The organism is Corynebacterium frankenforstense (genome assembly GCF_030211955.1).
Lineage (GTDB): Bacteria > Actinomycetota > Actinomycetes > Mycobacteriales > Mycobacteriaceae > Corynebacterium > Corynebacterium frankenforstense_A.
Map to the genome: position 1 here is coordinate 67,160 of NZ_JASODI010000010.1, position 22,891 is coordinate 90,050.

18 protein-coding genes are annotated in these 22,891 nt (G+C 71.0%); 10 read left to right on the top strand and 8 right to left on the bottom strand.

The genetic code is table 11. The features are described from left to right. The 5 genes from QP119_RS06740 to QP119_RS06760 form a co-directional block, all read right to left on the bottom strand. On the bottom strand, window positions 1-1,266 hold the full coding sequence (locus QP119_RS06740; protein WP_284774696.1) for a cysteine desulfurase: 1,266 nt from the start codon (window positions 1,264-1,266) through the stop codon (window positions 1-3). Then, window positions 1,266-2,021, bottom strand: coding sequence for a Fe-S cluster assembly ATPase SufC (sufC, locus tag QP119_RS06745; RefSeq protein WP_284774698.1), 756 nt, complete (start codon window positions 2,019-2,021; stop codon window positions 1,266-1,268). The genes QP119_RS06740 and sufC overlap by 1 nt, the downstream gene beginning before the upstream one ends. A 79-nt stretch (window positions 2,022-2,100) precedes the next feature. Continuing rightward, a complete protein-coding gene (gene sufD, locus QP119_RS06750) occupies window positions 2,101-3,270 on the bottom strand; it encodes a Fe-S cluster assembly protein SufD (RefSeq protein ID WP_284774699.1) in 1,170 nt (389 codons plus the stop codon). Beyond that, a complete protein-coding gene (gene sufB, locus QP119_RS06755) occupies window positions 3,271-4,719 on the bottom strand; it encodes a Fe-S cluster assembly protein SufB (protein WP_284774700.1) in 1,449 nt (482 codons plus the stop codon). Beyond that, window positions 4,716-5,426 (bottom strand): helix-turn-helix transcriptional regulator, encoded by a 711-nt coding sequence (locus QP119_RS06760; protein ID WP_284774701.1) that lies wholly within the window; start codon window positions 5,424-5,426, stop codon window positions 4,716-4,718. The genes sufB and QP119_RS06760 overlap by 4 nt, the downstream gene beginning before the upstream one ends. Before the next feature lie 119 nt (window positions 5,427-5,545). Between QP119_RS06760 and mptB the strand changes: the two genes are divergently transcribed. The 5 genes from mptB to QP119_RS06785 all read left to right on the top strand — a co-directional run bounded on the left by mptB (window position 5,546) and on the right by QP119_RS06785 (window position 11,207). After that, complete coding sequence (mptB, locus tag QP119_RS06765) at window positions 5,546-7,324, top strand: polyprenol phosphomannose-dependent alpha 1,6 mannosyltransferase MptB (protein ID WP_284774702.1); 1,779 nt, start codon at window positions 5,546-5,548, stop codon at window positions 7,322-7,324. A gap of 6 nt (window positions 7,325-7,330) precedes the next feature. Continuing rightward, window positions 7,331-8,281 carry an ABC transporter ATP-binding protein gene (locus QP119_RS06770; protein WP_284774703.1) on the top strand — a complete coding sequence of 317 codons (951 nt, stop codon included), beginning with the start codon at window positions 7,331-7,333 and terminating at the stop codon, window positions 8,279-8,281. Continuing rightward, window positions 8,278-9,084: an ABC transporter permease gene (locus QP119_RS06775; protein WP_284774705.1), complete on the top strand. Its 807-nt coding sequence runs from the start codon at window positions 8,278-8,280 to the stop codon at window positions 9,082-9,084. The genes QP119_RS06770 and QP119_RS06775 overlap by 4 nt, the downstream gene beginning before the upstream one ends. Before the next feature lie 151 nt (window positions 9,085-9,235). Beyond that, on the top strand, window positions 9,236-10,126 hold the full coding sequence (locus tag QP119_RS06780; protein WP_284774738.1) for a COX15/CtaA family protein: 891 nt from the start codon (window positions 9,236-9,238) through the stop codon (window positions 10,124-10,126). 106 nt (window positions 10,127-10,232) lie between these two features. Further along, the gene (locus tag QP119_RS06785; protein WP_284774706.1) at window positions 10,233-11,207 is read left to right on the top strand and encodes a quinone oxidoreductase family protein; all 975 of its coding nucleotides are present in this window, start codon (window positions 10,233-10,235) and stop codon (window positions 11,205-11,207) included. A gap of 78 nt (window positions 11,208-11,285) precedes the next feature. Here QP119_RS06785 and QP119_RS06790 read toward each other — a convergent pair whose 3' ends face one another. Continuing rightward, a complete protein-coding gene (locus QP119_RS06790; protein WP_284774707.1) occupies window positions 11,286-12,218 on the bottom strand; it encodes a heme o synthase in 933 nt (310 codons plus the stop codon). A 332-nt stretch (window positions 12,219-12,550) separates the two neighbouring features. Here QP119_RS06790 and tkt point away from each other — a divergent pair, with 332 nt between their 5' ends. The 5 genes from tkt to pgl all read left to right on the top strand — a co-directional run bounded on the left by tkt (window position 12,551) and on the right by pgl (window position 19,497). Next, on the top strand, window positions 12,551-14,647 hold the full coding sequence (gene tkt / locus QP119_RS06795) for a transketolase (protein WP_284774709.1): 2,097 nt from the start codon (window positions 12,551-12,553) through the stop codon (window positions 14,645-14,647). Window positions 14,648-14,791: 144 nt separating this feature from the next. After that, complete coding sequence (gene tal, locus QP119_RS06800) at window positions 14,792-15,874, top strand: transaldolase (RefSeq protein WP_284774710.1); 1,083 nt, start codon at window positions 14,792-14,794, stop codon at window positions 15,872-15,874. A 239-nt stretch (window positions 15,875-16,113) separates the two neighbouring features. After that, window positions 16,114-17,670, top strand: coding sequence for a glucose-6-phosphate dehydrogenase (gene zwf, locus QP119_RS06805; RefSeq protein ID WP_423777768.1), 1,557 nt, complete (start codon window positions 16,114-16,116; stop codon window positions 17,668-17,670). A gap of 62 nt (window positions 17,671-17,732) precedes the next feature. Next, the gene (locus QP119_RS06810; protein ID WP_284774711.1) at window positions 17,733-18,659 is read left to right on the top strand and encodes a glucose-6-phosphate dehydrogenase assembly protein OpcA; all 927 of its coding nucleotides are present in this window, start codon (window positions 17,733-17,735) and stop codon (window positions 18,657-18,659) included. 25 nt (window positions 18,660-18,684) lie between these two features. After that, window positions 18,685-19,497, top strand: a complete 813-nt coding sequence (pgl, locus tag QP119_RS06815; RefSeq protein ID WP_284774712.1) for a 6-phosphogluconolactonase — start codon at window positions 18,685-18,687, stop codon at window positions 19,495-19,497. A gap of 104 nt (window positions 19,498-19,601) precedes the next feature. On the opposite strand, the gene secG is transcribed toward pgl, so the two are convergent. Together secG and ppc are read right to left on the bottom strand one after the other, a co-directional pair. Next, complete coding sequence (gene secG, locus QP119_RS06820) at window positions 19,602-19,835, bottom strand: preprotein translocase subunit SecG (protein ID WP_075663773.1); 234 nt, start codon at window positions 19,833-19,835, stop codon at window positions 19,602-19,604. Window positions 19,836-19,960: 125 nt separating this feature from the next. Beyond that, the gene (gene ppc / locus QP119_RS06825; RefSeq protein WP_284774713.1) at window positions 19,961-22,729 is read right to left on the bottom strand and encodes a phosphoenolpyruvate carboxylase; all 2,769 of its coding nucleotides are present in this window, start codon (window positions 22,727-22,729) and stop codon (window positions 19,961-19,963) included. Between the last annotated feature and the right edge of the window lie 162 nt (window positions 22,730-22,891).

Below are 22,891 nucleotides of genomic sequence, written 5' to 3' on the forward strand. Positions count from 1 at the left end.
CTACTTCACCCCGAAGAAATCTCGCGCGTAGTCGATCGCCTCGGCCAGCCGGTCGATCTCCGCTTCCGTGTTGTACAGGTAGAACGACGCCCGCGCCGTGGACTGCGCGCCCAGGCAGCGGTGCACCGGCCACGCGCAATGGTGGCCCACGCGCACGGCCACGCCGCGGTCGTCGAGGACCTGGCCGAGGTCGTGCGGGTGGATCCCGTCGACGACGAAGGAGACCGCACCGCCGCGGGCGACCGGCTCGGTCGGCCCGAGGATGCGCAGGCCCTCGATCTGCGGGAGCACCTCGAGGGCGTGCGCGGTCAGCTCGTGCTCGTGGGCGGCAACCGCGTCCATGCCGACTTCCTCGAGGAAGTCGACCGCCGCGCCGAGGCCCACGACCTGGCTGGCCATCTGGGTGCCGGCCTCGAAGCGCTGCGGCGGCTCGGCGAAGGTCGTCTTCTCCATGGTCACGACCTCGATCATGGAGCCGCCGGTCAGGAACGGCGGCAGCTGCTCGAGCAGCTCCGCGCGCCCGTAGACCGCGCCCACGCCCGAGGGCCCGCACATCTTGTGCCCGGAGAAGGCGGCGAAGTCCACGCCGAGGGCGTGCACGTCGACCGGCTGGTGGGGCACGGACTGGCAGGCGTCGAGCACGGTGAGCGCACCGACGGCGCGCGCCCGGCGCACCAGCTCCGGCACGTCGGTGACCGCGCCGGTCACGTTCGACTGGTGGGTGAAGGCGACGACCTTGACCGAGTCATCGAGCTCGAGGGAGTCGAGGTCGATGCGGCCGTCCTCGGTCGCCGAGTACCACTTCAGCGTCGCGCCCGTGCGCCGGCAGAGCTCCTGCCAGGGCACGAGGTTGGCGTGGTGCTCCAGCTCCGTGACGACGACGGTGTCGCCCTTACCGACGCGCAGGTCGCCGGCGCGGTGGTCGCCCAGGCAGAACGCGACGAGGTTGAGGCCCTCGGTGGCGTTCTTGGTGAAGGCGATCTCCGGGCCGTCGGCGCCGATGAAGTGCGCGATGCGCTCGCGCGCCTCCTCGTAGGCGTCGGTGGCCTCCTCGGCTACCTGGTAGGCGCCGCGGTGCACGGGGGCGTTGGTGTGCAGCACGAAACGCTCCTCGGCCCGCCACACCCGCTCCGGGCGCTGCGAGGTCGCCCCGGAGTCCAAATAGACGAAGGGCTTCCCGTCACGCACGGTGCGCGAGAGGATCGGGAACTCCGCGCGGACGGCCTCGACGTCGAGGCGCCCGTCGGCGGTTCGGAAGCCGGCCATCAGATGTACTGCTCGTAGCCCTGCGCGTCGAGTTCGTCGGCGAGCTCGGGACCACCGGTCTTGACGATCTGACCGTGGGCGAAGACGTGCACCACATCCGGCTTGACGTACTCGAGGATGCGCTTGTAGTGCGTGATCATCACGATGCCGCCGTTGTTCTGCTCGTGGTACGAGTTGATGCCGTCGGAGACGACGCGCAGCGCGTCGACGTCCAGACCGGAGTCCGTCTCGTCCATGACGGCGAACTTGGGCTTGAGCAGGTCGAGCTGCAGCACCTCGTGGCGCTTCTTCTCGCCGCCCGAGAAGCCCTCGTTGACGGAGCGCTCGGTGAAGGACTTGTCGATCTTCAGGTTCTCGCGGGCCTGCCCCATCTCCTTGATCCAGTCGCGCAGCTTCGGCGCCTCGCCGCGCACGGAGGTCACGGCCGAGCGCAGGAAGTTCGACATGGACACGCCCGGCACCTCGGTCGGGTACTGCATGGCCAGGAAGAGGCCGGCGCGGGCGCGCTCGTCGACCTCGAGGTCGAGGAGGTTGACCCCGTCGAGGAGCACCTCGCCCTCGGTGATCTCGTAGCGCGGGTGGCCCGCCAGGGCGTAGGCGAGGGTGGACTTGCCGGAGCCGTTCGGGCCCATGATGGCGTGCACCTCGCCGGAGTTCACGGTCAGGTTGACGCCGTGGAGGATCGGCTTCGGCTCGGCGTCCTCCTCCGCGGGGACGACCTGGGCGTGCAGGTTCTTGATTTCGAGAGTAGACATCGCTTTTCTCCGCTGTTCTCTAAGTTGTCGGTGTCAGTGAGTGGGGTCGGGTCCGGCCCCCTGAGTGGTGGGCGGGACCCTAGAGGACGACCTTCTCCAGCTCGTCCTCGACGCGCTTCTCCAGCTCCTCGCGGACGGACTCGACCGGGATCTTGTTGATGACCTCGGTGAAGAAGCCGTGCACGATGAGGCGGCGGGCCTCGGCCTCCGGGATGCCGCGGCTCATCAGGTAGAACAGGTGCATGTCGTCGAAGCGGCCGACGGTCGCGGCGTGGCCGGCGCCGGGGATGTCGCCGGTCTCGATCTCCAGGTTCGGGATCGCGTCCGCACGCGCGCCCTCGCTGAGCACCAGGTTGCGGTTGGCCTCGTAGGTGTCCGTGTTGCTGGCCTTGGCGCGGATGAGCACGTCACCGACCCAGCAGGTGCGCGCCTCGGTCTTGGTCTCCTTGTCGCCCTGCAGCGCGCCCTTGTAGAGGACGTTGGAGGTGCAGTTCGGCTCGGAGTGGTCGACCAGGAGGCGGTTCTCGAAGTACTGGCCGTCGTCGGCGAAGTAGACGCCGAGCATCTCGACGTTGCCGCCCTGGCCGCCGAAGCGCACGCGCGGGGCGACGCGCACGACCTGGCCGCCGAAGGTGGCCACGCTGTGGTGCAGGTCCGCGTCGCGGCCGATGAGCGCCTGGTGGTTGGACAGGTGGACGGTGTCGTCCTCCCAGTCCGCGTCGGTGACCACGGTCAGCTTGGCGCCGTCGCCGAGGACGTACTGGACGTTGTCGGCGTAGATGGCCGAGCCCTGGTAGCGCAGGACGACGGTCGCCTTGGCGTGGGCGCCCAGCTCGACGAGGATGCCGCCGAAGGCGGTCTTGTCCGCGCCGTGGCCGGTGACGTCGATGTGCACCGGGGAGGCGACCTCGGTGTCGCGGGCGACGTTGACGTAGGTCAGCTCGTCCATCGAGGTCCAGGCCTGCGCGGCCACACGGTCGGCCGGGGCGCCGGCGCGCAGGGCGCGCTCGTCGTCCTTGGCCAGGGTGCCGACCTCGACGCCCTGCTGGCCGTCGGCGACGGTGACCTCGATGTCCGGGGCGGTCTGCTCCGGGAACTTGCCGTTGTGCAGGCCGCGCAGGGCGCGCAGCGAGATGAAACGCCAGATCTCGTCGCGGCCCCCGGGCACGTCGAAGTCGTCGACGTTGTAGGAGGTGAAGACGTCACCCTTGGTGTCGTGCGGCGTTCCGTTCTTGACGATCTCCGTCAACTAACCCACCGATCCTTCCATCTGCAGTTCAATCAGGCGGTTGAGCTCGAGTGCGTACTCCATGGGCAGCTCCTTGGCGATCGGCTCCACGAAGCCGCGCACGATCATGCCCATGGCCTCCTCCTCGGACAGTCCGCGGCTCATCAGGTAGAACAGCTGGTCCACCGAGACCTGCGACACGGTCGCCTCGTGGCCGAGGGTGACGTGGTCGTTGCGGATGTCATTGTAGGGGTAGGTGTCCGTGCGCGAGATGTTGTCCACCAGCAGCGCGTCGCACTCGACGTTGGCGGTCGAGTGGTGGGCGTTGGCGTGGATCTCGATCAGGCCGCGGTAGGCGGAGCGCCCGCCGTTGCGGGAGACGGACTTGGAGACGACGTTCGAGGAGGTGTGCGGCGCCATGTGGACCATCTTCGCGCCGGTGTCCTGGAACTGGCCCTCGCCGGAGAACTGCGCGGAGAGCACCTCACCGCGGGCGTAGGGGCCGGTCATCCAGACGGCCGGGTACTTCATGTTGGTCTTGGAGCCGATGTTGCCGTCGATCCACTCCATCGTCGCGCCCTCCTCGGCGCGGGCGCGCTGGGTGACCAGGTTGTAGACGTTGTTCGACCAGTTCTGGATGGTGGTGTAGCGGCAGCGCGCGCCCTTCTTGACGATGATCTCGACGACCGCGGCGTGCAGCGAGTCCGACTTGTAGATCGGGGCGGTGCAGCCCTCGACGTAGTGGACGTAGGCGTCCTCGTCGACGATGATCAGCGTTCGCTCGAACTGGCCCATGTTCTCCGTGTTGATGCGGAAGTAGGCCTGCAGCGGGATGTCGACGTGCACGCCCTTGGGCACGTAGATGAACGAGCCGCCGGACCAGACCGCGGCGTTGAGCGCGGAGAACTTGTTGTCGCCGGCGGGCACGACGGTGCCGAAGTACTCCTGGACGAGCTCCGGGTACTCGCGCACGGCGGTGTCGGTGTCGACGAAGATGACGCCCTGGCGCTCGAGGTCCTCGCGGATCTGGTGGTAGACGACCTCGGACTCGTACTGGGCGGCGACGCCGGCGACGAGGCGCTGCTTCTCGGCCTCGGGGATACCCAGCTTGTCGTAGGTGTTCTTGATGTCGGAGGGCAGGTCGTCCCAGGAGGTCGCCTGCGTCTCGGTCGAGCGCACGAAGTACTTGATCTTGTCGAACTCGATGCCCGACAGATCGGGGCCCCAGGTCGGGATGGGCTTCTTCTCGAACGTCCGGTAGGCCTTGAGGCGCTGCTCGAGCATCCACTCGGGCTCGTTCTTCATCCGGGAGATGTCCCGGACCACGCTCTCGTCGAGGCCGCGGCGCGCGCTGGCGCCGGCGGTGTCGGAGTCGTGCCAGCCGTAGCTGTACTTGACGTCCATCTCCTCGATGATCTCGTCATCGGACCGCGGCTTGCCGACGTTCGGGTTCTGCGTCGCTTGGGTCATGAGCCTCTCCTTTCCTCAGGAGTGTTGATGGTGGACAGCGGAATGTTCGTGGTGCACACGTCGTTGCCGTGGGCGATGGCGGCCAGGGGCTGCACGTGCAGCCCCGCGCGTCTCGCGATCGCCTCGTGCTCGGCGGCGCACAGTTCCGGGAACTTCTCTGCCACGTGGGAAACCGGGCAGTGGTGTTGGCATATCTGCACACCCCCGCCGGCGGCGGTGACTGTTGCAGCGTATCCGTTCTCGTCGAAGGCCCGCGCCACGGCGCGGACCGTCTCCTCCACGGACTCGGGGTCGTCCTCGTCCGCCCGCGGGATCCCGGCGAGGATCTCCTCGATCCTGCGCCGGGCCAGGTCGCGCACGGCCTCCTCCCCGCCGACGTCGCGCAGCGCCTCGAGGGCGAGCGCGGTCAGCGAGTCGTAGTCGTGCCCGAAGCCCTCGCGGCCGCGGTCCGTCAGCCGGAAGCTGCGGGCGGGCCGGCCCCGGCGGCGCGTGACACCGCGCGGGGGGTTGCGTCGGACGGACTCGATGAGCCCCTCCTCGTGGAGGATGTCTAAGTGGCGGCGCACCCCCGCCGCGGACATGCCGAGATGCTCGGCCATCTCCGCCGCGGTCACCGGGGCGTGCTTGAGGAGTGCGCGCATGATCCGGTGACGGGTCTCCCCCTCGGGCGCTTTCGCGTGGTCGTGGGGTGTTTTCGCCTCGGACATCGGTCACCTCCTGGCGGCGTTCGCCTTTAGACAACAGCGATGTTACGTATTTCCCGTGACCGCGCCAACATCGGGTCTCCTTACCCGCCGGCGTGTAGCCTCCGACTACGATCAGGCCCGTGCGAGGCGAGCGATGGGTGCTCTGGCGGGCACTCGTGAATGACCTGCCCCGGATCGGATCCGCGGGCAGCCGCTCGGCGCGCCTGCACTCCTCCGCGCTCGTCACCGCCGTCGCCGGCTCCGACCTCGCCTCGAGGCACACCTTCGGCGGCCTGCGCCCCCGGGAGATGCTCTCCTTCGCCGTCGTGCGCTGGGTGGGCACCGTCGGCGCGCTGCTGATGGGCTTCGGCGCCCTGGGCGCCGGCGCCCTGCCGGTCGTCGACAACCCCTACCGCGCCTTCCCCGGCGGCACGCTGCTCGCCCAGCTGCTCCAGGCCTCCTCCGTCATCGTCCTGCTGGGCGTGGCCCTGCTGGTCCTGGCGTGGGTGTGCATGAGCCGCTACGTCGGCGCGGACCTCGGCGGCGTCTTCGGCCGCCCTACCCCCGGCCGGGTCAGCCCCGGCATGCTGTGGCGCACCGCCGCCGCCTGGGTCGCCCCGCTGGTACTGACCGCTCCCCTGTTCACCCAGGACATCTACTCCTACCTGGCCAACGGCGCGATCGTGCGCATGGGCCTGGACCCCTACTCCGCCGGCCCGGTCGATCTTCTGGGCACCGAGCACCACCTGGCCCGCTCCGTGCCCTTCATCTGGGCGCACTCCCCCTCCCCCTACGGCCCGGTCGCCCTCGGGATGGCCGCCGCCGTCAGCCGGGTCACCGGCGACTCGGTGATCCTCGGCGTGCTCGCCCACCGGCTTCTCGGCGTGCTGGCGCTGGCCGCGGCCGCCTGGGCCGTCACCCGCCTGGCGCGGCGCTGCGGCATCTCCGCGTCCACCGCGCTGTGGCTGGGCCTGCTCAACCCGCTGACCCTGCTGCACCTTGTCGGCGGCATCCACAACGAGTCGGTCATGCTCGGCTTCGTCCTCGTCGGCATGGAGGTCGGCCTGCGCGGCGTCGACCACATCGCCGCCCGCGCCGGCACCGCCGGGCACTGGCGCGGCCTCGGCCTCTTCGTCCTCTCCGGCGCGCTGATCTCGTGTGGCGGCATGGTCAAGGTCGTCGGCTTCTTCGGCCTCGGATTCACCGGCATGGCCCTGGCGCGCGCCCTGGCCGGGCGCCCCAGCACCGACGAATCCGGGACACGAGAGATTGACGACGCCGCGTCCGGCACCCGTGCGCGCCCGGGCGTGCGCCCGGCGGTGCTCGCCGTGGCGATGGCGGCGGTTCTCCAGGTGGTCATCCTCGTGGCCACCGCCGCGGTGGTCTCCGTGGTCACCGGCATCGGCCTGGGCTGGGTGACCGGCCAGGGCGGGGCGGCGACCATCCGCAGCTGGATGTCGATCACCACCGACGTCGGCGTGATCGCCGGCTTCGTCGGCATGCTGCTCGACCTCGGCGACCACACCGACGCGATGCTCTCGGTGACCCGCGCCGCCGGTGTGCTGGTCTCCGTCGGTTTCTCGCTGCGCATGCTCCTGGCGACCTACCGCGGCACCATCCACCCGGTCGGCGGGCTGGGGGTGTCCTTCTTCGTGCTGGTCATCTTCTTCCCCGTCGTCCACCCCTGGTACGTGCTGTGGGCCGTGGTCCCCCTTGCCGCCTGGGCCAACCGCCGGTTCTTCCGCTGGGCGGTCGTGCTCTACTCCGCGGCGTTCAGCTTCTTCGTCCTGCCGCGCGGGCTGGCCCTGCCGCCGGGCACCGTGCTGACCATCTACGTGGCCACCGTCGTGACCACGCTCGTGGTCGTCGCGCTGGGCTGGTGGGCGTTGAGGAAGGCGCGCTTCGTTGGCCTAGACTAGGCCGTCGTGAGTCTCAATCCCCCGAACACCCCCGGGCTCGTACTCGAGCGCGTGGTCAAGCGCTACGGCGCGACCACCGCCGTCGACGGCTTCTCCATGACCGCCGGACACGGGGAGATCACCGCGCTGCTCGGCCCCAACGGCGCGGGCAAGACGACGACCATCGAGATCTGCGAGGGCTTCCACGCCCCGGACTCCGGCTCTGTGCGCGTCCTCGGCCTCGACCCTGCCCGCGAGCCGGAGCGGGTGCGCGAGCGCATCGGCATCATGCTCCAGGGCGGGGGTGCCTACTCGGGCATCCGGGTCCGCGAGCTGCTCCGGCTGACCGCCTCCTACAACCGCGACCCCCTCGACCCCGACTGGCTGATCGATCTGCTGGGCCTGGAGCGGGTGGCCAAGACGACCTACCGGCGCCTCTCCGGCGGCCAGCAGCAACGCCTCTCACTGGCGCTGGCCGTCGTCGGCCGCCCCGAGCTGGTCTTCCTCGACGAGCCGACCGCGGGCCTGGACGCCCAGTCGCGCCTGGCCGTCTGGGACCTCGTGCGCGCGCTGCGCCGCGACGGGGTGACCGTGCTGCTGACCACCCACCTGATGGACGAGGCCGAGAGCCTGGCCGACCAGGTCGTCATCATCGACCACGGCCGGCGCGTGGCCGCCGGCACCCCCGCCGAGCTGACCGCCGGCACCGACGGCACCCGCCAGGACGTCGCCCTGAACGTCGACGGCGACCTGGACGCACGTCTTTTGGCCGTCGCCGCCGGGGTGCCCGAGGAGGCCGTCAGCCGCGTGCGCCCGCGCGCCTGGCGGGTCACCCTGGACCCGGCCGGGCCGAACCAGGTCGCCCGGCTGGTCACGGCCGTGGCCGAACAGGGCGTGACGGTGCGGGGGCTCGAGGTCGCCCACCGCAGCCTGGAAGACGTCTTCCTCGACCTCACCGGAAGGAGCCTGCGGCGATGACCACCACCGACAACCGTGCGACCGACGTCGCCCACCTGCCCGCCGGGACGTTCGCGCCCGCGCCGGGGCGCGCGGGCGTGATCAAGATGGTCCTCGCCCAGGGCCGCATCGAGTCCCTGCTCTTCCTGCGCCACGGCGAGCAGCAGCTGCTCAGCCTCGTCATCCCGGTGGCGATGCTGCTGGGCCTGACCTTCCTGCCCCTGGAGTGGCCCATGGCGGGCAGCGGAGACCCGCTCGACCGGTTCTTTCCCGTGGCCCTGGCCATCGCGGCGACCTCCTCGGGATTCACCGGCCAGGCCATCTCGCTGGCCTTCGACCGCCGCTACGGGGCGCTGAAACGCACGGGCGCGTCCGGCGTGCCCGCGTGGACGATCATCGCGGGCAAGGCCATCGCGGTGGCGGCCACGGCGCTGGTCCAGACGCTGCTGCTCGGCGCGATCGCGCTGGCGCTCGGCTGGCGCACGGACCTCACCGGTGCGCTGCTGGGCCTGGTCACCATCGTCATCGGCGCGGCCGCCTTCACCGCCATGGGCCTGCTGATGGGCGGCACGCTCAGCTCCGAGCTCGTGCTCGGGCTGGCCAACCTCATCTGGGTCGCGCTGATCGGGGTGACCGGGTACGTGCTCTACGTCCAGGGTCTCGACGCCGCGTCCTGGTGGGACGTGGTGCCCTCGGTGGCCATGGCCAGCGGGCTGACCGTGGCCTTCTCCGGCGGCGTGCCCTGGGTCCAGTGGCTCATCCTGGCGGCCTGGGCGGCCGCCGCGTCGGCCGCCTGCACCCGCTGGTTCCGGTTTGCGGGATAGATCACTCCCCTTTTTATTGGATCTGCCTGCGCGTTCGCGGATTCGGCGGGCGCGGGCGGCCCAGGTATGCTCGGGGCCTGTGACTACCGCGACCCAAACCCCGACCAAGACCCGCCGTGGGCCGAGCCTGCGCACCCAGCGCGTCCTGGCCATGATCCTGCTGATCGCCCAGGGCGGCATCACCGTCACCGGCGCGACCGTGCGCGTGACCGGCTCCGGCCTCGGCTGCGAGACCTGGCCGAACTGCCACGAGGGCTCGCTGGTGCCCGTCGCCGGCGCCGCCCCGGCCGTCCACCAGGCCATCGAGTTCGGCAACCGGCTGCTGACCTTCGTGCTCCTGGCCGTGGCCGTCGCGGTGCTCGTCGCCGTCGTCGGCGCCAAGCGCCGCAACGGCCTGCTCACGCTGGCGATCATCTCGCTGACCGGCATCTTCGTGCAGGCCGTCATCGGCGGCGTCTCCGTGTGGCTGGACCTGAAGTGGTGGGCCGTCGCCCTGCACTTCCTGCCCTCAATGATCCTGGTGTGGGTCGCCGCCGTGCTCTACACCCGCCTCGCCGAGCCCGACGACGGCGTGCGCCAGCGCACCTTCTCCCCCGCCGCGCGCGTCTGCGCGGTCGTCGCCGCCTGCGCCCTGGCGATCGTGCTGACCACCGGCACCATGGTCACCGGCGCGGGCGTGCACTCCGGTGACGCCGGCGACGGCATGGCCGGGCGCCTTGACGTCGACATCGACCTGATGGCCCACATCCACGCCTGGAGCATGTACGTCTACCTGGCGTTCACCCTGATCACCGTCTGGCTGCTCTACCGCTCGCGCGCCGACCGACCGGCGATCCGCACCGGCTGGGTGCTCGTGGGCTGCATCGTCGTGCAGGCCGCCATCGGCATCGCCCAGTACCGCATGGGCGTGCCGCGCTGGACCGTGCCGATCCACATCGGCATGAGCTCCGTGGTCACCGCGTTCACCGCCTTCCTCTGGGCGCACGGCGTCGTCCGCTTCCGCGACTCCGCCCGCGTGCCCGCCGAGGCCCTGGGGCGTTAGCGCCGCCGAATCTCTCCGGGAGTTGCCGGACGACCACCGACGCCGAGGGCACCCGCCGTCGGCGTTCGCCGTCGCCGGGCCCTGTGATCGCGCTACCGTGGGGTGCATGAAGGCAATCCAGGTCACCCGCCACGGCGGCCCCGAGGTGATGGAGTACACCGACGTGCCCGACCCGGTCCCCGAGCCGGGACAGGTGCTCGTCGGCGTCGACGTCGCCGGGATCAACTACATCGACACCTACTACCGCGAGGGCCTCTACCACTCCGCCCCGCCCTTCGTGCCCGGCTCCGAGGGCACCGGCCGGGTCATCGAGGACCCGGCCGGCCAGATCGCCCCGGGCACCGTCGTCGCCTGGTGCTCGGCGCCCGGCTCCTACGCGGAGAAGGTCGTCGTCGACGCCGACCGGCTCGTCGCCGTCCCGCAGGACATCCCGCAGCACGTGGCGGCGACCATGCTGCTGCAGGGCATGACCGCCCACTACCTGGTCAACGGCGTCTACCCGCTGGCCGCCGGCGACTCCTGCCTGATCACCGCCGGGGCCGGCGGCGTGGGGCTGCTGGCCACCCAGCTGGCCGCCCACCGCGGCGTGCGCGTCTTCTCCGTGGTCTCCACCAAGGAGAAGGAGGAGCTGGCATACGAGGCCGGGGCCACCGAGGTGTTCACCTACTCCGAGAACCTCGCCGAGACCGTGCGCCGGCGCAACGGCGGGCGCGGCGTGGACGTCGTCTACGACGGCGTGGGCCGCGACACCTTCGGCGAGTCGCTCGAGGCCGTGCGCCCGCGCGGGACGGTCTGCCTCTTCGGCGCGGCCTCCGGGCCCGTCGAGCCCTTCGACCCGCAGCTGCTCAACACGCACGGCTCGATCTTCCTGACGCGCCCCTCGCTGGGCGCCTACACCGCCGACGCCGACGAGTTCCGCATGCGCGCCCAGGCGATCACGCAGGCGATCGTCGACGGCACCCTGAACGTGCGCGTGGGCGGGGTTCACCCGCTCTCCGACGCCGCGCAGGCCCACCGGGACCTGCAGGAGCGGCGCACCACGGGCTCTCTGGCGCTGGACGTCACCGGCGACGGCGAGTAGCGCGACGTCGTCAATCGAACTGCACGACGAAGGCCCCCGCATCCGGACCGTGGTCCGGGTGGGGGCTTCCGGGTGGGGCTAGAACCAGGCGGGCGACCAGCCGGCGAGCACGCCGAGGGTCTCCCAGCCGATGACGGCGTCGATGGACAAGCCCACGAAGAGCACCGCCAGGTAGTTGTTCGACAGGATGAACAGCTTGAGCGGGTGCACCTTCTCACCGCGGCGCACGCCGTTGTGCAGGTTGGTGGCCATGATCAGGAAGGCCGCGCCCGAGAGGACGGCCACGACGCCGTAGATCCACGAGGCGGCCGGCACCAGCAGCAGCGAGACGATGACGGTCGCCCAGGAGTACCAGAGGATCTGGCGGGTGACCTCGACGGGCTCGCGCACGACCGGCAGCATGGGCACCTGGGCGCGCTTGTAGTCCTCGCGGTACTTCATGGCCAGCGACCAGGTGTGCGGCGGCGTCCAGAAGAAGATGATCAACCACATCACGATGGCCTGCCACCACTTCGCCGGCGACGGGTCGGGGGCGTTGGCGACGATGACCGCCCAGCCGACGACGACGGGCATGCAGCCGGCCGCGCCGCCCCAGACGATGTTCATGTAGGTGCGCCGCTTGAGGAACTTCGTGTAGACGAAGATGTAGAAGAACACCGTCAGCAGGATGAACACACCCGCCAGCAGCGAGCCGCACAGCAGCCACAGCCAGAAGAAGCTGATGATCATCAGCGCCCAGGCGAAAATCGCGGCGTTGCGGTCACTGACGGTGTTGCGCACCAGCGGGCGGGCGCGCGTGCGGCCCATCTTCCGGTCGATGTCCGAGTCCGCGACCATGTTGAAGGTGTTGGCCGCGGCGGCGCCCATCCACCCGCCGACGACGGTCAGCAGGATGAGCACGATGTTGTTCTCACCGCGCTCGGCCTGCAGCATCGCCGGGATCGCGGCCACGAGCAGCAGCTCGATCACCCTCGGCTTCGTCAGCGCGAAGTAGGCCTTGATCGTGTCCAAGTAGAAGTCCTCCAGCTCACAGTCCTCGCGGTGGGCTCCCCGCAGACAGGGGCGGGGGCACGTGGCAGTGGTCGAAACCGACCGCACGGAAGTTCCCGCCGCCCGGCCGCCGCCCCCGTTCGAGCGGGGTACGGCACGGGGGCGGCGTCGCGTACGAGACAACACTCTATCGTGCCCGCCCGCGCGGCCACGCCACCAGGTGCCGTCGCGCGGGTACGATTGCCTGCGAACCCGGAACTTCCCGGGGCAGCACGGCGCGGTGCCGCCGGGGCGGTCGCGGCGCCCCGGCATCCGGCACCCGCACACCGAGCATCACCGAGAGGAATTGAACAGTGAGCCTTTCTCCTGAACTGCAGGCACTGACGGAGCGTCGGTACCCGGACGACTGGACGGACACCGACACCCGTGCCGTCGACACCGCCCGCATCCTGGCGGCCGACGCCGTCGAGAACTGCGGGTCGGGCCACCCCGGCACCGCGATGAGCCTCGCTCCGCTCGCCTACACCCTCTACCAGCGGGTCATGGACCACGACCCGGCTGACGTGCACTGGACCGGCCGCGACCGGTTCGTGCTCTCCTGCGGCCACTCCTCGCTGACGCAGTACATCCAGCTCTTCCTGGGTGGCTTCGGCCTCGAGCTGCAGGACCTCGAGGAGCTGCGCACCTGGGGCTCCAAGACCCCGGGCCACCCCGAGTACCGCGACACCGACGGCGTCGAGATCACCACCGGCCCGCTGGGCCAGGGCCTGGCCTCCGCCGTGGGCATGGCCATGGCCTCGCGCCGCGAGCGCGGGCTGTTCGACCCGGAGGCCCCGCAGGGTGAGTCCCCCTTCGACCACTACATCTACGTCATCGCCTCCGACGGCGACCTCCAGGAGGGTGTCACCTCCGAGGCCTGCTCCCTGGCCGGCACCCAGCAGCTGGGCAACCTGATCGTCTTCTACGACGACAACGACATCTCGATCGAGGACGACACCGACATCGCCTTCGACGAGGACGTCCCGGCCCGCTACGCCGCCTACGGCTGGCAGGTGCTCGACGTCGAGGGCGGCGAGGACGTCACCGCGATCCTCGAGGCCGTCGAGGAGGCCAAGAAGGACACCTCGCGCCCGTCCTTCATCCGCGTGCGCACCGTCATCGGCTACCCGGCGCCGAACAAGATGAACACCGGCGCCTCCCACGGCGCCGCCCTGGGCGCCGACGAGGTCGCCGCCGTCAAGAAGGAGCTCGGCTTCGACCCGGAGAAGGACTTCGACGTCGACGACGATGTCCTGGCACACACCCGCAAGCTGCGCGAGCGCGGCGCGGCCCGCCACGCCGAGTGGCAGGAGAGGTTCGACGCCTGGGCCGAGGCCAACCCGGAGCGCAAGGCGCTCTTCGACCGCCTGACCGCCGGCGAGCTGCCGGAGGGCTGGGACGCCGAGCTGCCGACCTGGGAGCCCGACGAGAAGGGCATCGCCACCCGCAAGGCCTCCGCGGCCGTGCTGCAGGCTCTGGGCAAGACCCTGCCCGAGCTGTGGGGCGGCTCCGCCGACCTGGCCGGCTCGAACAACACCACCATCGAGGGCTCGCCCTCCTTCGGCCCGAAGTCGATCTCCACGGACACCTGGTCCGCCGAGCCCTACGGCCGCACCCTGCACTTCGGCATCCGCGAGCACGCCATGGGCTCGATCCTCAACGGCATCGCCCTGCACGGCCCGACCCGCCCCTACGGCGGCACGTTCCTGATCTTCTCGGACTACATGCGCCCGGCCGTGCGCCTCGGCGCCCTGATGAAGGTCAACTCCTACTACGTGTGGACCCACGACTCCATCGGCCTGGGCGAGGACGGCCCGACCCACCAGCCGGTCGAGATCCTCGCTGCCCTACGCGCCATCCCGAACCTGGCGGTGCTGCGCCCGGCCGACGCCAACGAGACGGCCGCCGCCTGGCGCGCCGCCCTGGCCCACGACGGCTTCGGCCCGAAGGGCCTGGCGCTTTCCCGCCAGAACCTGCCGGTGCTCGAGGGCACCCGCGAGAAGGCAATGAAGGGCGTCGAGCGCGGCGCCTACGTCCTGGTCGAGGGCTCCAAGGAGACCCCGGACGTGATCCTGATGGCCACCGGCTCCGAGGTCCAGCTGGCCGTCAATGCCGCCGAGCGCCTCGAGTCCGAGGGCACCGCCGCCCGCGTCGTCTCCGTGCCCTGCATGGACTGGTTCGCCGAGCAGGACCAGGCCTACATCGACGAGGTCCTGCCGCCCGAGGTCACCGCGCGTGTCTCCGTCGAGGCCGGCATCGCGATGCCGTGGTACCGCTGGCTGGGCCAGCGCGGCCGCGCCGTCTCCCTGGAGCACTACGGCGCCTCCGCCCCGGCGGCCGAGCTCTTCGAGCGCTTCGGCTTCACCGTGGACGCCGTCCACGACGCCGCCCGCGCCTCCCTGGACGCCTGACCGACGCCCCCGGCGGTACCTCCGGTGCCGCCGGGTCCCGGGGTCCGGTGCCCGCCGGGCGCCCCGGGCCCGCACGACAGTCCCCCCGTTGAACCTACCGACACGGTTGCACCGGTCGACACACCAGAAGTTAGGAAGATCCATATGACCGCTATCGACGATCTCGCCTCGGTGGGCACCTCCACCTGGCTCGACGACCTCTCCCGCGACCGCATCACCTCCGGCAACCTCGCCGAGGTGATCAAGGACAAGTCCGTCGTGGGTGTCACCACCAACCCCGCCATCTTCGCCGCCTCCATGTCGAAGGGCACCGCCTACGACGCCCAGATCGCGGAGCTCAAGGCCGCCGGCGCCGACGTCGACACCGCCGTCTACGCGATGAGCATCGACGACGTCCGCGACGCCTGCGACGTCTTCGCCGAGATCTACGAGCGCTCCGGCGGCAAGGACGGCCGCGTCTCCATCGAGGTCGACCCGCGCATCTCCGACGACGCCGAGCGCACCCTCGCCCAGGCCAAGGAGCTGTGGGCCAAGGTGGACCGCCCGAACGTGATGATCAAGATCCCGGCGACGAAGGCCTCCCTGCCCGCCGTGACCGACGCCCTGGCCGAGGGCATCAGCGTCAACGTCACGCTGATCTTCTCCGTCGAGCGCTACCGCGCCGTCATGCAGGCCTTCGCCGACGGCGTCAAGCGCGCCGCCGAGGCCGGCCACGACGTCTCCGGGATCCACTCCGTGGCGTCCTTCTTCGTCTCGCGCGTGGACACCGAGATCGACAAGCGCCTCGAGGCCATCGGCTCCGATGAGGCCCTGGCCCTGCGCGGCAAGGCCGGCGTGGCCAACGCCCGCCTGGCCTACGCGGAGTACCTGAAGTTCTTCGCGGCCGCCGAGCTGCCCGAGGGCGCCAACGTCCAGCGCCCGCTGTGGGCCTCGACCGGCGTGAAGAACCCGGAGTACCCGGCCGACCTCTACGTCGTGGAGCTGGCCGGCTCGAACACGGTCAACACCATGCCGGAGAAGACCATCGACGCCGCCCTGGACGGCGACAACGTCCACGGTGACACCCTCAACGGCACCGCCGAGGGGGCCGCCGAGGTCTTCGAGAAGCTGCGCGCCGTGGGCGTCGACACCGACGACGTCTTCGTCGTGCTCGAGCGCGAGGGCGTCGAGAAGTTCGTCGCCTCCTGGTCCGAGCTGCTCGAGAAGATGGCCCAGCAGCTGGCCTGATCCCGGCACCTGACCCCGCCCCGCCCCGCCCGAGACCCCGCGGTGTCCCGGGCGGGGCAGCGCCGTCAGGACCCGGTGCCCACCGGTGCCGGCTGGCGTCGCGCGCGACGTTGACCCGCCGCCGCGACGGCGCCCCGTAGACTTTTCCTTCCGTTCCCCTCCCGACCTCCGAGACCGCCCGCTCGACCCCGCCCGCCGGAGCCGCGAAACGCGCCTGCGGGCGGCCCTGATGAAAGGCCGTGACCGTCCCCGTGACCGCCGCACACAGCCCCGCCGACTGGACCAACCCGCTGCGCAACCCGCACGACACCCGCCTGCCGCGCATCGCCGGCACCTCCGGGATGGTCATCTTCGGCGTGACCGGCGACCTCTCGCGCCGCAAGCTCCTGCCCGCCGTCTACGACCTGGCCAACCGCGGCCTTTTGCCCGCCGGGTTCACCCTCGTCGGCTTCGGCCGCCGCGAGTGGTCCAAGCGGGACTTCGAGGACCACGTGCGCGCCGCCGTGCTCGACGGCGCGCGGACCCCCTGGGACGACAACGTCTGGGAGCGCCTGTCCGCCGGCATGCACTTCGTGACGGGCACCTTCGACGACGACGCCTCCTTCGACCGGCTCGCCGAGACCCTCGCCGAGTTGGACCGCCCCCGCGGCACGGGCGGCAACTGGGCGTTCTACCTCTCGGTGCCGCCGGGCAGCTTCGCCGACGTCTGCGCCCAGCTGGACCGCTCCGGCCTGGCGGCCGGTTCCGAGTGCTCGTGGCGCCGCGTGATCGTCGAGAAGCCCTTCGGCCACGACCTGGCCAGCGCCAGGGAGCTCAACCAGACGATCAACTCGGTCTTCCCCGAGGAGGCCGTCTTCCGCATCGACCACTACCTGGGCAAGGAGACGGTCCAGAACATCCTGGCGCTGCGCTTCGCCAACCAGCTCTTCGAGCCGTTCTGGGACGCCCGCTACATCGACCACGTCCAGATCACCATGGCCGAGGACATCGGCCTGGGCGGGCGCGCCGGCTACTACGACGGCATCGGCGCGGCCCGCGACGTCATCCAGAACCACCTGATCCAGCTGGCCGCCCTGGTGGCCATGGAGGAGCCGGTGGCCTTCGACCCCGGGCAGCTGCGCGCCGAGAAGATCAAGGTGCTGCGCGCCGCCGCCCCGGTCGAGCCCTTCGACGAGACGACCGCCCGCGGCCAGTACGGCCCCGGCTGGCAGGGCTCCGAGAAGGTGCCCGGCCTGCGCGACGAGGAGGGCTTCGACCCGGAGTCGACCACCGAGACCTTCGCCGCGCTGACCGTGGAGATCGGCTCGCGCCGCTGGGCCGGCGTGCCGTTCTACCTGCGCACCGGCAAGCGGCTGGGCCGGCGCGTCACCGAGATCGCGCTCGTGTTCAAGATGCCGCCGCACCAGCCCTTCCGCGACGAGCAGACCGCCGCCCTGGGCCCGAACGCGATGGTCATCCGCGTCCAGCCCGACGAGGGCGTGCTCATGCGCTTCGGCTCGAAGGTGCCGGGCTCCTCGATGGAGGTCCGCGACGTCAACATGGACTTCTCCTACTCGGAGAACTTCACCTCCGACTCCCCAGAGGCCTACGAGCGGCTCATCCTCGACGTGCTGCTCGGCGAGGCCAGCCTCTTCCCGACCAACACCGAGGTCGAGCTGTCCTGGAAGATCCTCGACCCCGTCCTCGAGTACTGGGCCGAGAACGGCCGGCCCGACACCTACCCCGCCGGTACCTGGGGTCCGGCCTCCGCCGAGAAGATGCTCGCGCGCCACGGCCGCACCTGGCGCCGCCCGTGACGGGCGTGAAGCCCGCGCGACCCGCCCCGGAGACCGACCCCGCCCGCAGTGAAAGAGACACCATGACCGAGATCCTCACCGACACCTCGACCGGCTACATCGCCCAGCGCCTGGTCCGCGTACACGAGACCACCGCCCAGACCACCGGCCGCGTGCTCACCCTCATCGTCCTCGCCGGCGCCGACGAGAACCTGGAGTCTGTCATCGGCACCGTGAAAGACGCCTCCCGGGAGCACCCCTCCCGCGTGCTCGTCCTCCTCGACGCCGCCCACGGCCGCCCACTGCCGGACGGCAAGGACTCCTGCATCGACGCCGAGATCCACGTCGGCGGCGACGCCGGCGCCAGCGAGCTGGTGGTCATCCGCATGAACGGCGAGGTCGCCGAGCACCCGGCCAGCGTGGTCACCCCGCTGCTGCTGCCGGACACCCCGATCGTGTGCTGGTGGCCCTCGGCGGCCCCGGCCGACCCGGCGGCGACCAAGGTCGGCCGCATCGCCCAGCGCCGCATCGTCGACAGCCGCTGCAGCGGCCACGAGGACGCCCTCGCCGTCCAGCGCAAGCACTACTCCCCCGGCGACTCCGACCTGGCCTGGGCGCGCATCACCCTGTGGCGCGCGATCGTGGCCTCCACCCTCGACCAGCCGCCGCACCACGACATCACCGAGGCGCACATCTCCGGCCCGGCGGGCAGCTCGAGCGTCGACCTGGCCGCCGGCTGGCTGGCCGACCGCCTGCGCGTGCCGGTGACCCGCGAGACCCACACCGGCCACGGCATCCGCCTGGCCATGACGCGTGCCGACGGCGAGCTGGTCATCGACCAGCGCTCCCTGGACACCGTCGAGGTGGACGTGCCGGGCGCTGCGAAGCAGCTGGTCGCCCTCAACGAGCGCTCCCAGGCCGACTGCCTGTCCGAGGAGCTGCGCCACCTCGACCCCGACGACGCCTACGCCGGCGCCCTCGACGGCATCCGCCGCCTCAACTGGGCCTGAGACGGCCCGCAGAAGGAGAACCGAAATGACTGACGCCCCCGTCCACCCCGCCCGCCCCGAGATCGTCCGCGTGGCCGACCTCGAGGAGCTGACCCGCACCGCCGCGGCCCGCTTCATCGAGGTCGTCGCCGCCGTGCAGGCCCCGGGCGGCGGCCGCCACGGCGACGGTGTCGCGCGCGTCGTGCTCACCGGCGGCGGCGCCGGCACCGGGATGCTGGCCAAGCTCGCCGAGTTCGACGCCGCCGCCGACGCCCAGACCGAGACGTTCCCGGCCCTGCGCGTCGACTGGAGCCGCGTCGAGGTCTTCTTCGGCGACGAGCGCGACGTGCCGGTCACCGACCCGGAGTCCAACGAGGGCCAGGCCCGCGCCGTCCTCCTCGAGGCCGTCGGCGTGCCCGGGGCCAACATCCACGGCTGGCGCCTCGGCGCCGGCCGGGCCGGCGGCAACGGCCTCGAGCTGGAGACCGCCGTCGAGCGCTACGCCACCGTGCTCGAGGAGTTCGCCCCGCGCGGCTTCGACCTGCACCTGCTGGGAATGGGCGGCGAGGGACACGTCAACTCCGTCTTCCCGCACACTCCCGGCACGCGCGCCGACGCCCCCGAGGTGCTCGCCGTGACCGACTCGCCGAAGCCGCCGGCCCGCCGCGGCACCATCACACTCAACGGGGTGGCCCGCGCCGAGCGCGTCTGGCTGCTGGTGGCCGGCGCCGGCAAGGCCGAGGCTGCCGCGCACGTGGCCTCCGGCTCGAGCCCGGCCGACTGGCCGGCCGCCGGTGCGCGGGGTGCGGCGGAGACGCTGCTCTTCCTCGACGACGCCGCAGCCGGCGAACTGGGCTGAGCCCCCACCGGGCCGGCACCCACGCCGGACCGACGCCCCGCAAGACAGCGACCCCGTCGCGCCCGGGTGGGCGCGGCGGGGTCGTCGTCAATCGTGGGTGTGTGTCAGGCGTAGGCCTGCAGCAGGTTCAGCGCCACGATGCACAGGATCCAGATGAGGGCCATGATCACCGTGTAGCGGTCGAGGTTCTTCTCCACCACGGTGGAACCCGACAGGTTGGACTGCACGCCGCCGCCGAAGAGGCTGGACAGGCCGCCGCCCTTGCCCTTGTGCAGGAGCACGAACACCGACATCAGCACGGCGCTGAGCACGAGCACGATCTGGAGCGCGAGGATCATTGAAGTGAAGTCCCCTTCTGTCTGACGGGTTGAATGACTCAGGACAGTCTACACCATCGCCGCCCGGCCGGGCGGCGCGTGCCGCGGCGCGTCGATTGCCGACGCGTCGCGGCGCCCGGCGTCGACTAGCCGGAGTTGCGCAGGGCGGTGGCCAGGCCGTTCATGGCCAGCTGGATACCCAGCGGGACCTTCGGGTCCTCGTCGCCGGCGCGGTAGCGGCGCAGCAGCTCGACCTGCAGCACGTTGAGCGGCAGCAGGTACGGGAAGCGGTCGCGCACGGAGCGGGCCAGCCCGGGGTTGTCGGCGAGCAGCTCGTCGCGGCCGGTGACCTTGGCGAACATCTCGCAGGTCAGCTCGTACTCGGCGCGGATGGCGTCGAAGACGCGGCGGGCGACCTCCTGATCCGAGATCAGCGAGGCGTACATCTGCGCCAGGCTCATGTCCGCCTTGGCCATGACCTGGGCCATGTTGGACATCACCGAGGCGAAGAACGGCCAGTTCTCGGCGAGGTCGCGCAGCTCGGCGACCGCGGCGTCGCGGTCCTCGGACTGGTCGATGAAGTCGCGCAGCGCGGTGCCCACGCCGTACCAGCCGGGCAGCATGACGCGCGACTGCGACCAGGACAGCACCCACGGGATGGCGCGCAGGTCATCCAGCGACTCGGTCTGCTTGCGCGAGGAGGGCCGCGAACCGATGTTCAGCTTGCCGATCTCGGCGACCGGGGTCGACTCGGTGAAGTACTGGATGAAGCCGGGGTCCTCGTGGGCCAGGCGGGTGTAGGCCTCCTGGCTGGCGTGGGAGAGCCACGTCATGATCTCGGCGGCGCGCTGCGGGTCGTCGAGGTCGTTGACGTCCATCAGCGAGGCCTCCAGCGTCGCCGAAACCAGCGCCTCGAGGTTGCGGCGCGCCGTCTCCGGCGAGCCGTACTTCGCGGAGATGATCTCGCCCTGCTCGGTGACGCGCACCGCGCCCTGCACGGCGCCGGCGGGCTGGGCCAGGATCGCGTCGTAGGACGGTCCGCCGCCACGGCCGACGGTGCCGCCGCGGCCGTGGAAGAACCGCAGGCGCAGCCCCTCTTCGCGGCAGGCCTGCACGATCTGGGTCTCGCCGTTGAACAGGGCCCAGTTCGCGGCGAAGTAACCGCCGTCCTTGTTGGAGTCGGAGTAGCCGAGCATGACCTCCTGGAGGTCACCCCGGTTGCGCACGTAGGTGCGGTAGAGCGGGATCGACCAGACGGCGCGCAGGATGTCGGCGCCGCCCTCGAGGTCGTCGATGGTCTCGAACAGCGGGATGACGTCGACGGAGCCGGTCGGGTCCTCGCCGTTGGCGTGGATCAGGCCGACCTCCTTGAGCAGCACCATCGGCTCGAGGATGTCGCTGACCGAGGCGGCCATGGAGATGATGCAGTGCGGCACCATCTCGGGGCCGAACTTGTCCACGGCCTCGGCGGCCGCGCGGAAGATGCCGAGCTCGCGTTCGGTCGGCTCGGTGAAGTCGTGGTAGCCGGTGGGCACGAGCGGGCGCGGGGTGCGCAGCTCGTCGACCAGGAGCTCGATCTTCGCCTCCTCGTCCAGGCTCCGGTAGTCCTCAGCGACGTGGGCCAGGGAGAACAGCTCGGTGAGCACGTCCTCGTAGCTCTCGGAGTTCTGGCGGATGTCCAGGGCGTAGAGGTGGAAGCCGAAGGTGCGCACGGCGGCGCGCAGGTCGGCCAGGCGGGCGTCGGCGATGATCTCGTCGTGCTCCGCGCGCAGGCAGGAGTCGATGAGGTCGAGGTCCGCGAGGAACTCCTCGGCGTCGGCGTAGGGCTCGTGGACGGTGAACCAGTCGCCCTCGACGGCGTCGGGGCCGATGAGCCCGACGATGGTGGCCAGGATGCGGCCGCGCACGCCGTGGACGGCGCGGCGGTAGGGCTCGTCGACGCGCGAAGGCACGCCGTTGTGGCCCTCGTCGGCAAGCGCGTAGAGCTTCTCGGAGACCTCGCCGAGCCGGTCGGACAGGCTCAGCTCGTGCTCGAGGTCGTGCAGCTGGACGGCGTAGTACTTCAGCACGGTCTCCGCGGCGCGGGTGGCCGCGTAGTCCAGTGTGGTGCCGGTGACGGATGGGTTGCCGTCGTGGTCGGCGCCGATCCAGGAGCCGGGCTGCACGATCGGGTGCTGCGGCACGGGCGCGCCCGCGGAGTCGGAGAGCAGCTTGACGACGTCGTGGTTGAGCTTCGGGATGGCCTGCAGCAGCGAGAGCTTGTAGTAGCGCAGGCCGACCTCGATCTCGTCCTCGAGGCGGGGGCGGGCGACGCGGATGAGCGCAGTCTGCCACAGGATGGTCAGGCGGCGGCGCACGTCGCGCTCGATCTCGTCGAGCTCGCCGGCGGTCAGGGCGTTCTCGCCGGCCGTCAGCAGCACGCGGCGGCGGCGCATGAGCTCGGAGATGTGCTTCTGAGCGTCGAAGACGGTGCGGCGGCGAGTCTCGGTCGGGTGGGCGGTGAGCACCGGGGCGACCTGGGTTGCGGGGAACTCCCGCGAGATCGTCGCCGGGTCCACGCCGGCCTCGGCCAGCTTGCGCCAGGTCGCGTCGAGGGTGGATGCGGGGGCGGGCTCGCCGGCCTGGCGGCGGTGCAGCCGGGCCGACTCGTCGTAGAGGTCCTCGGCCAGGTTCGCCATGAGGGCGAAGTGGCTGAATGCGCGGATGACGTCGCGGGCCTTCTCGGCCTCGATGTCGTGGAACATGGCGGCCAGGTCGGACATGTCCGCCTCGCCGCGGGCGACCTCGAAGGCGCGCCGGCGCGAGTTCTCGACCAGGTCGAAGGTCTCCTGACCCTCCTGCTCGGCGATGACCTCGCCGAGGACGCGGCCGAGGAACCGGATGTCGTCCTGCATGTTGGTTTGATCGTCAACCATGACGGTTCTTCCTCTCCACCCCGGGCGGCCGCGGGCGCGGGCCCCAGGTCGCCGGGAGGGGTGTGCAGTAGGTGAGGTATTAGGTTCTTGAGCTGCGGTTTCTATGCCCTTGCGGGCGGGTTCGGGCGTGAAAAACCGCCCCGTGGTGGGGTCGCCACCACG

What these genes read in the sequence shown, in the direction of transcription:
- QP119_RS06780 (WP_284774738.1), top strand. Translation starts at nt 9,236, where the DNA reads ATGATCCTGCTGATCGCCCAGGGCGGCATCACCGTCACCGGCGCGACC.
- tal (WP_284774710.1), top strand. Translation starts at nt 14,792, where the DNA reads ATGACCGCTATCGACGATCTCGCCTCGGTGGGCACCTCCACCTGGCTC.
- QP119_RS06810 (WP_284774711.1), top strand. Translation starts at nt 17,733, where the DNA reads ATGACCGAGATCCTCACCGACACCTCGACCGGCTACATCGCCCAGCGC.
- pgl (WP_284774712.1), top strand. Translation starts at nt 18,685, where the DNA reads ATGACTGACGCCCCCGTCCACCCCGCCCGCCCCGAGATCGTCCGCGTG.
- QP119_RS06775 (WP_284774705.1), top strand. Translation starts at nt 8,278, where the DNA reads ATGACCACCACCGACAACCGTGCGACCGACGTCGCCCACCTGCCCGCC.
- secG (WP_075663773.1), bottom strand. Translation starts at nt 19,835, where the DNA reads ATGATCCTCGCGCTCCAGATCGTGCTCGTGCTCAGCGCCGTGCTGATG.
- sufC (WP_284774698.1), bottom strand. Translation starts at nt 2,021, where the DNA reads ATGTCTACTCTCGAAATCAAGAACCTGCACGCCCAGGTCGTCCCCGCG.
- ppc (WP_284774713.1), bottom strand. Translation starts at nt 22,729, where the DNA reads ATGGTTGACGATCAAACCAACATGCAGGACGACATCCGGTTCCTCGGC.
- QP119_RS06740 (WP_284774696.1), bottom strand. Translation starts at nt 1,266, where the DNA reads ATGGCCGGCTTCCGAACCGCCGACGGGCGCCTCGACGTCGAGGCCGTC.
- sufB (WP_284774700.1), bottom strand. Translation starts at nt 4,719, where the DNA reads ATGACCCAAGCGACGCAGAACCCGAACGTCGGCAAGCCGCGGTCCGAT.
- QP119_RS06760 (WP_284774701.1), bottom strand. Translation starts at nt 5,426, where the DNA reads ATGTCCGAGGCGAAAACACCCCACGACCACGCGAAAGCGCCCGAGGGG.
- QP119_RS06785 (WP_284774706.1), top strand. Translation starts at nt 10,233, where the DNA reads ATGAAGGCAATCCAGGTCACCCGCCACGGCGGCCCCGAGGTGATGGAG.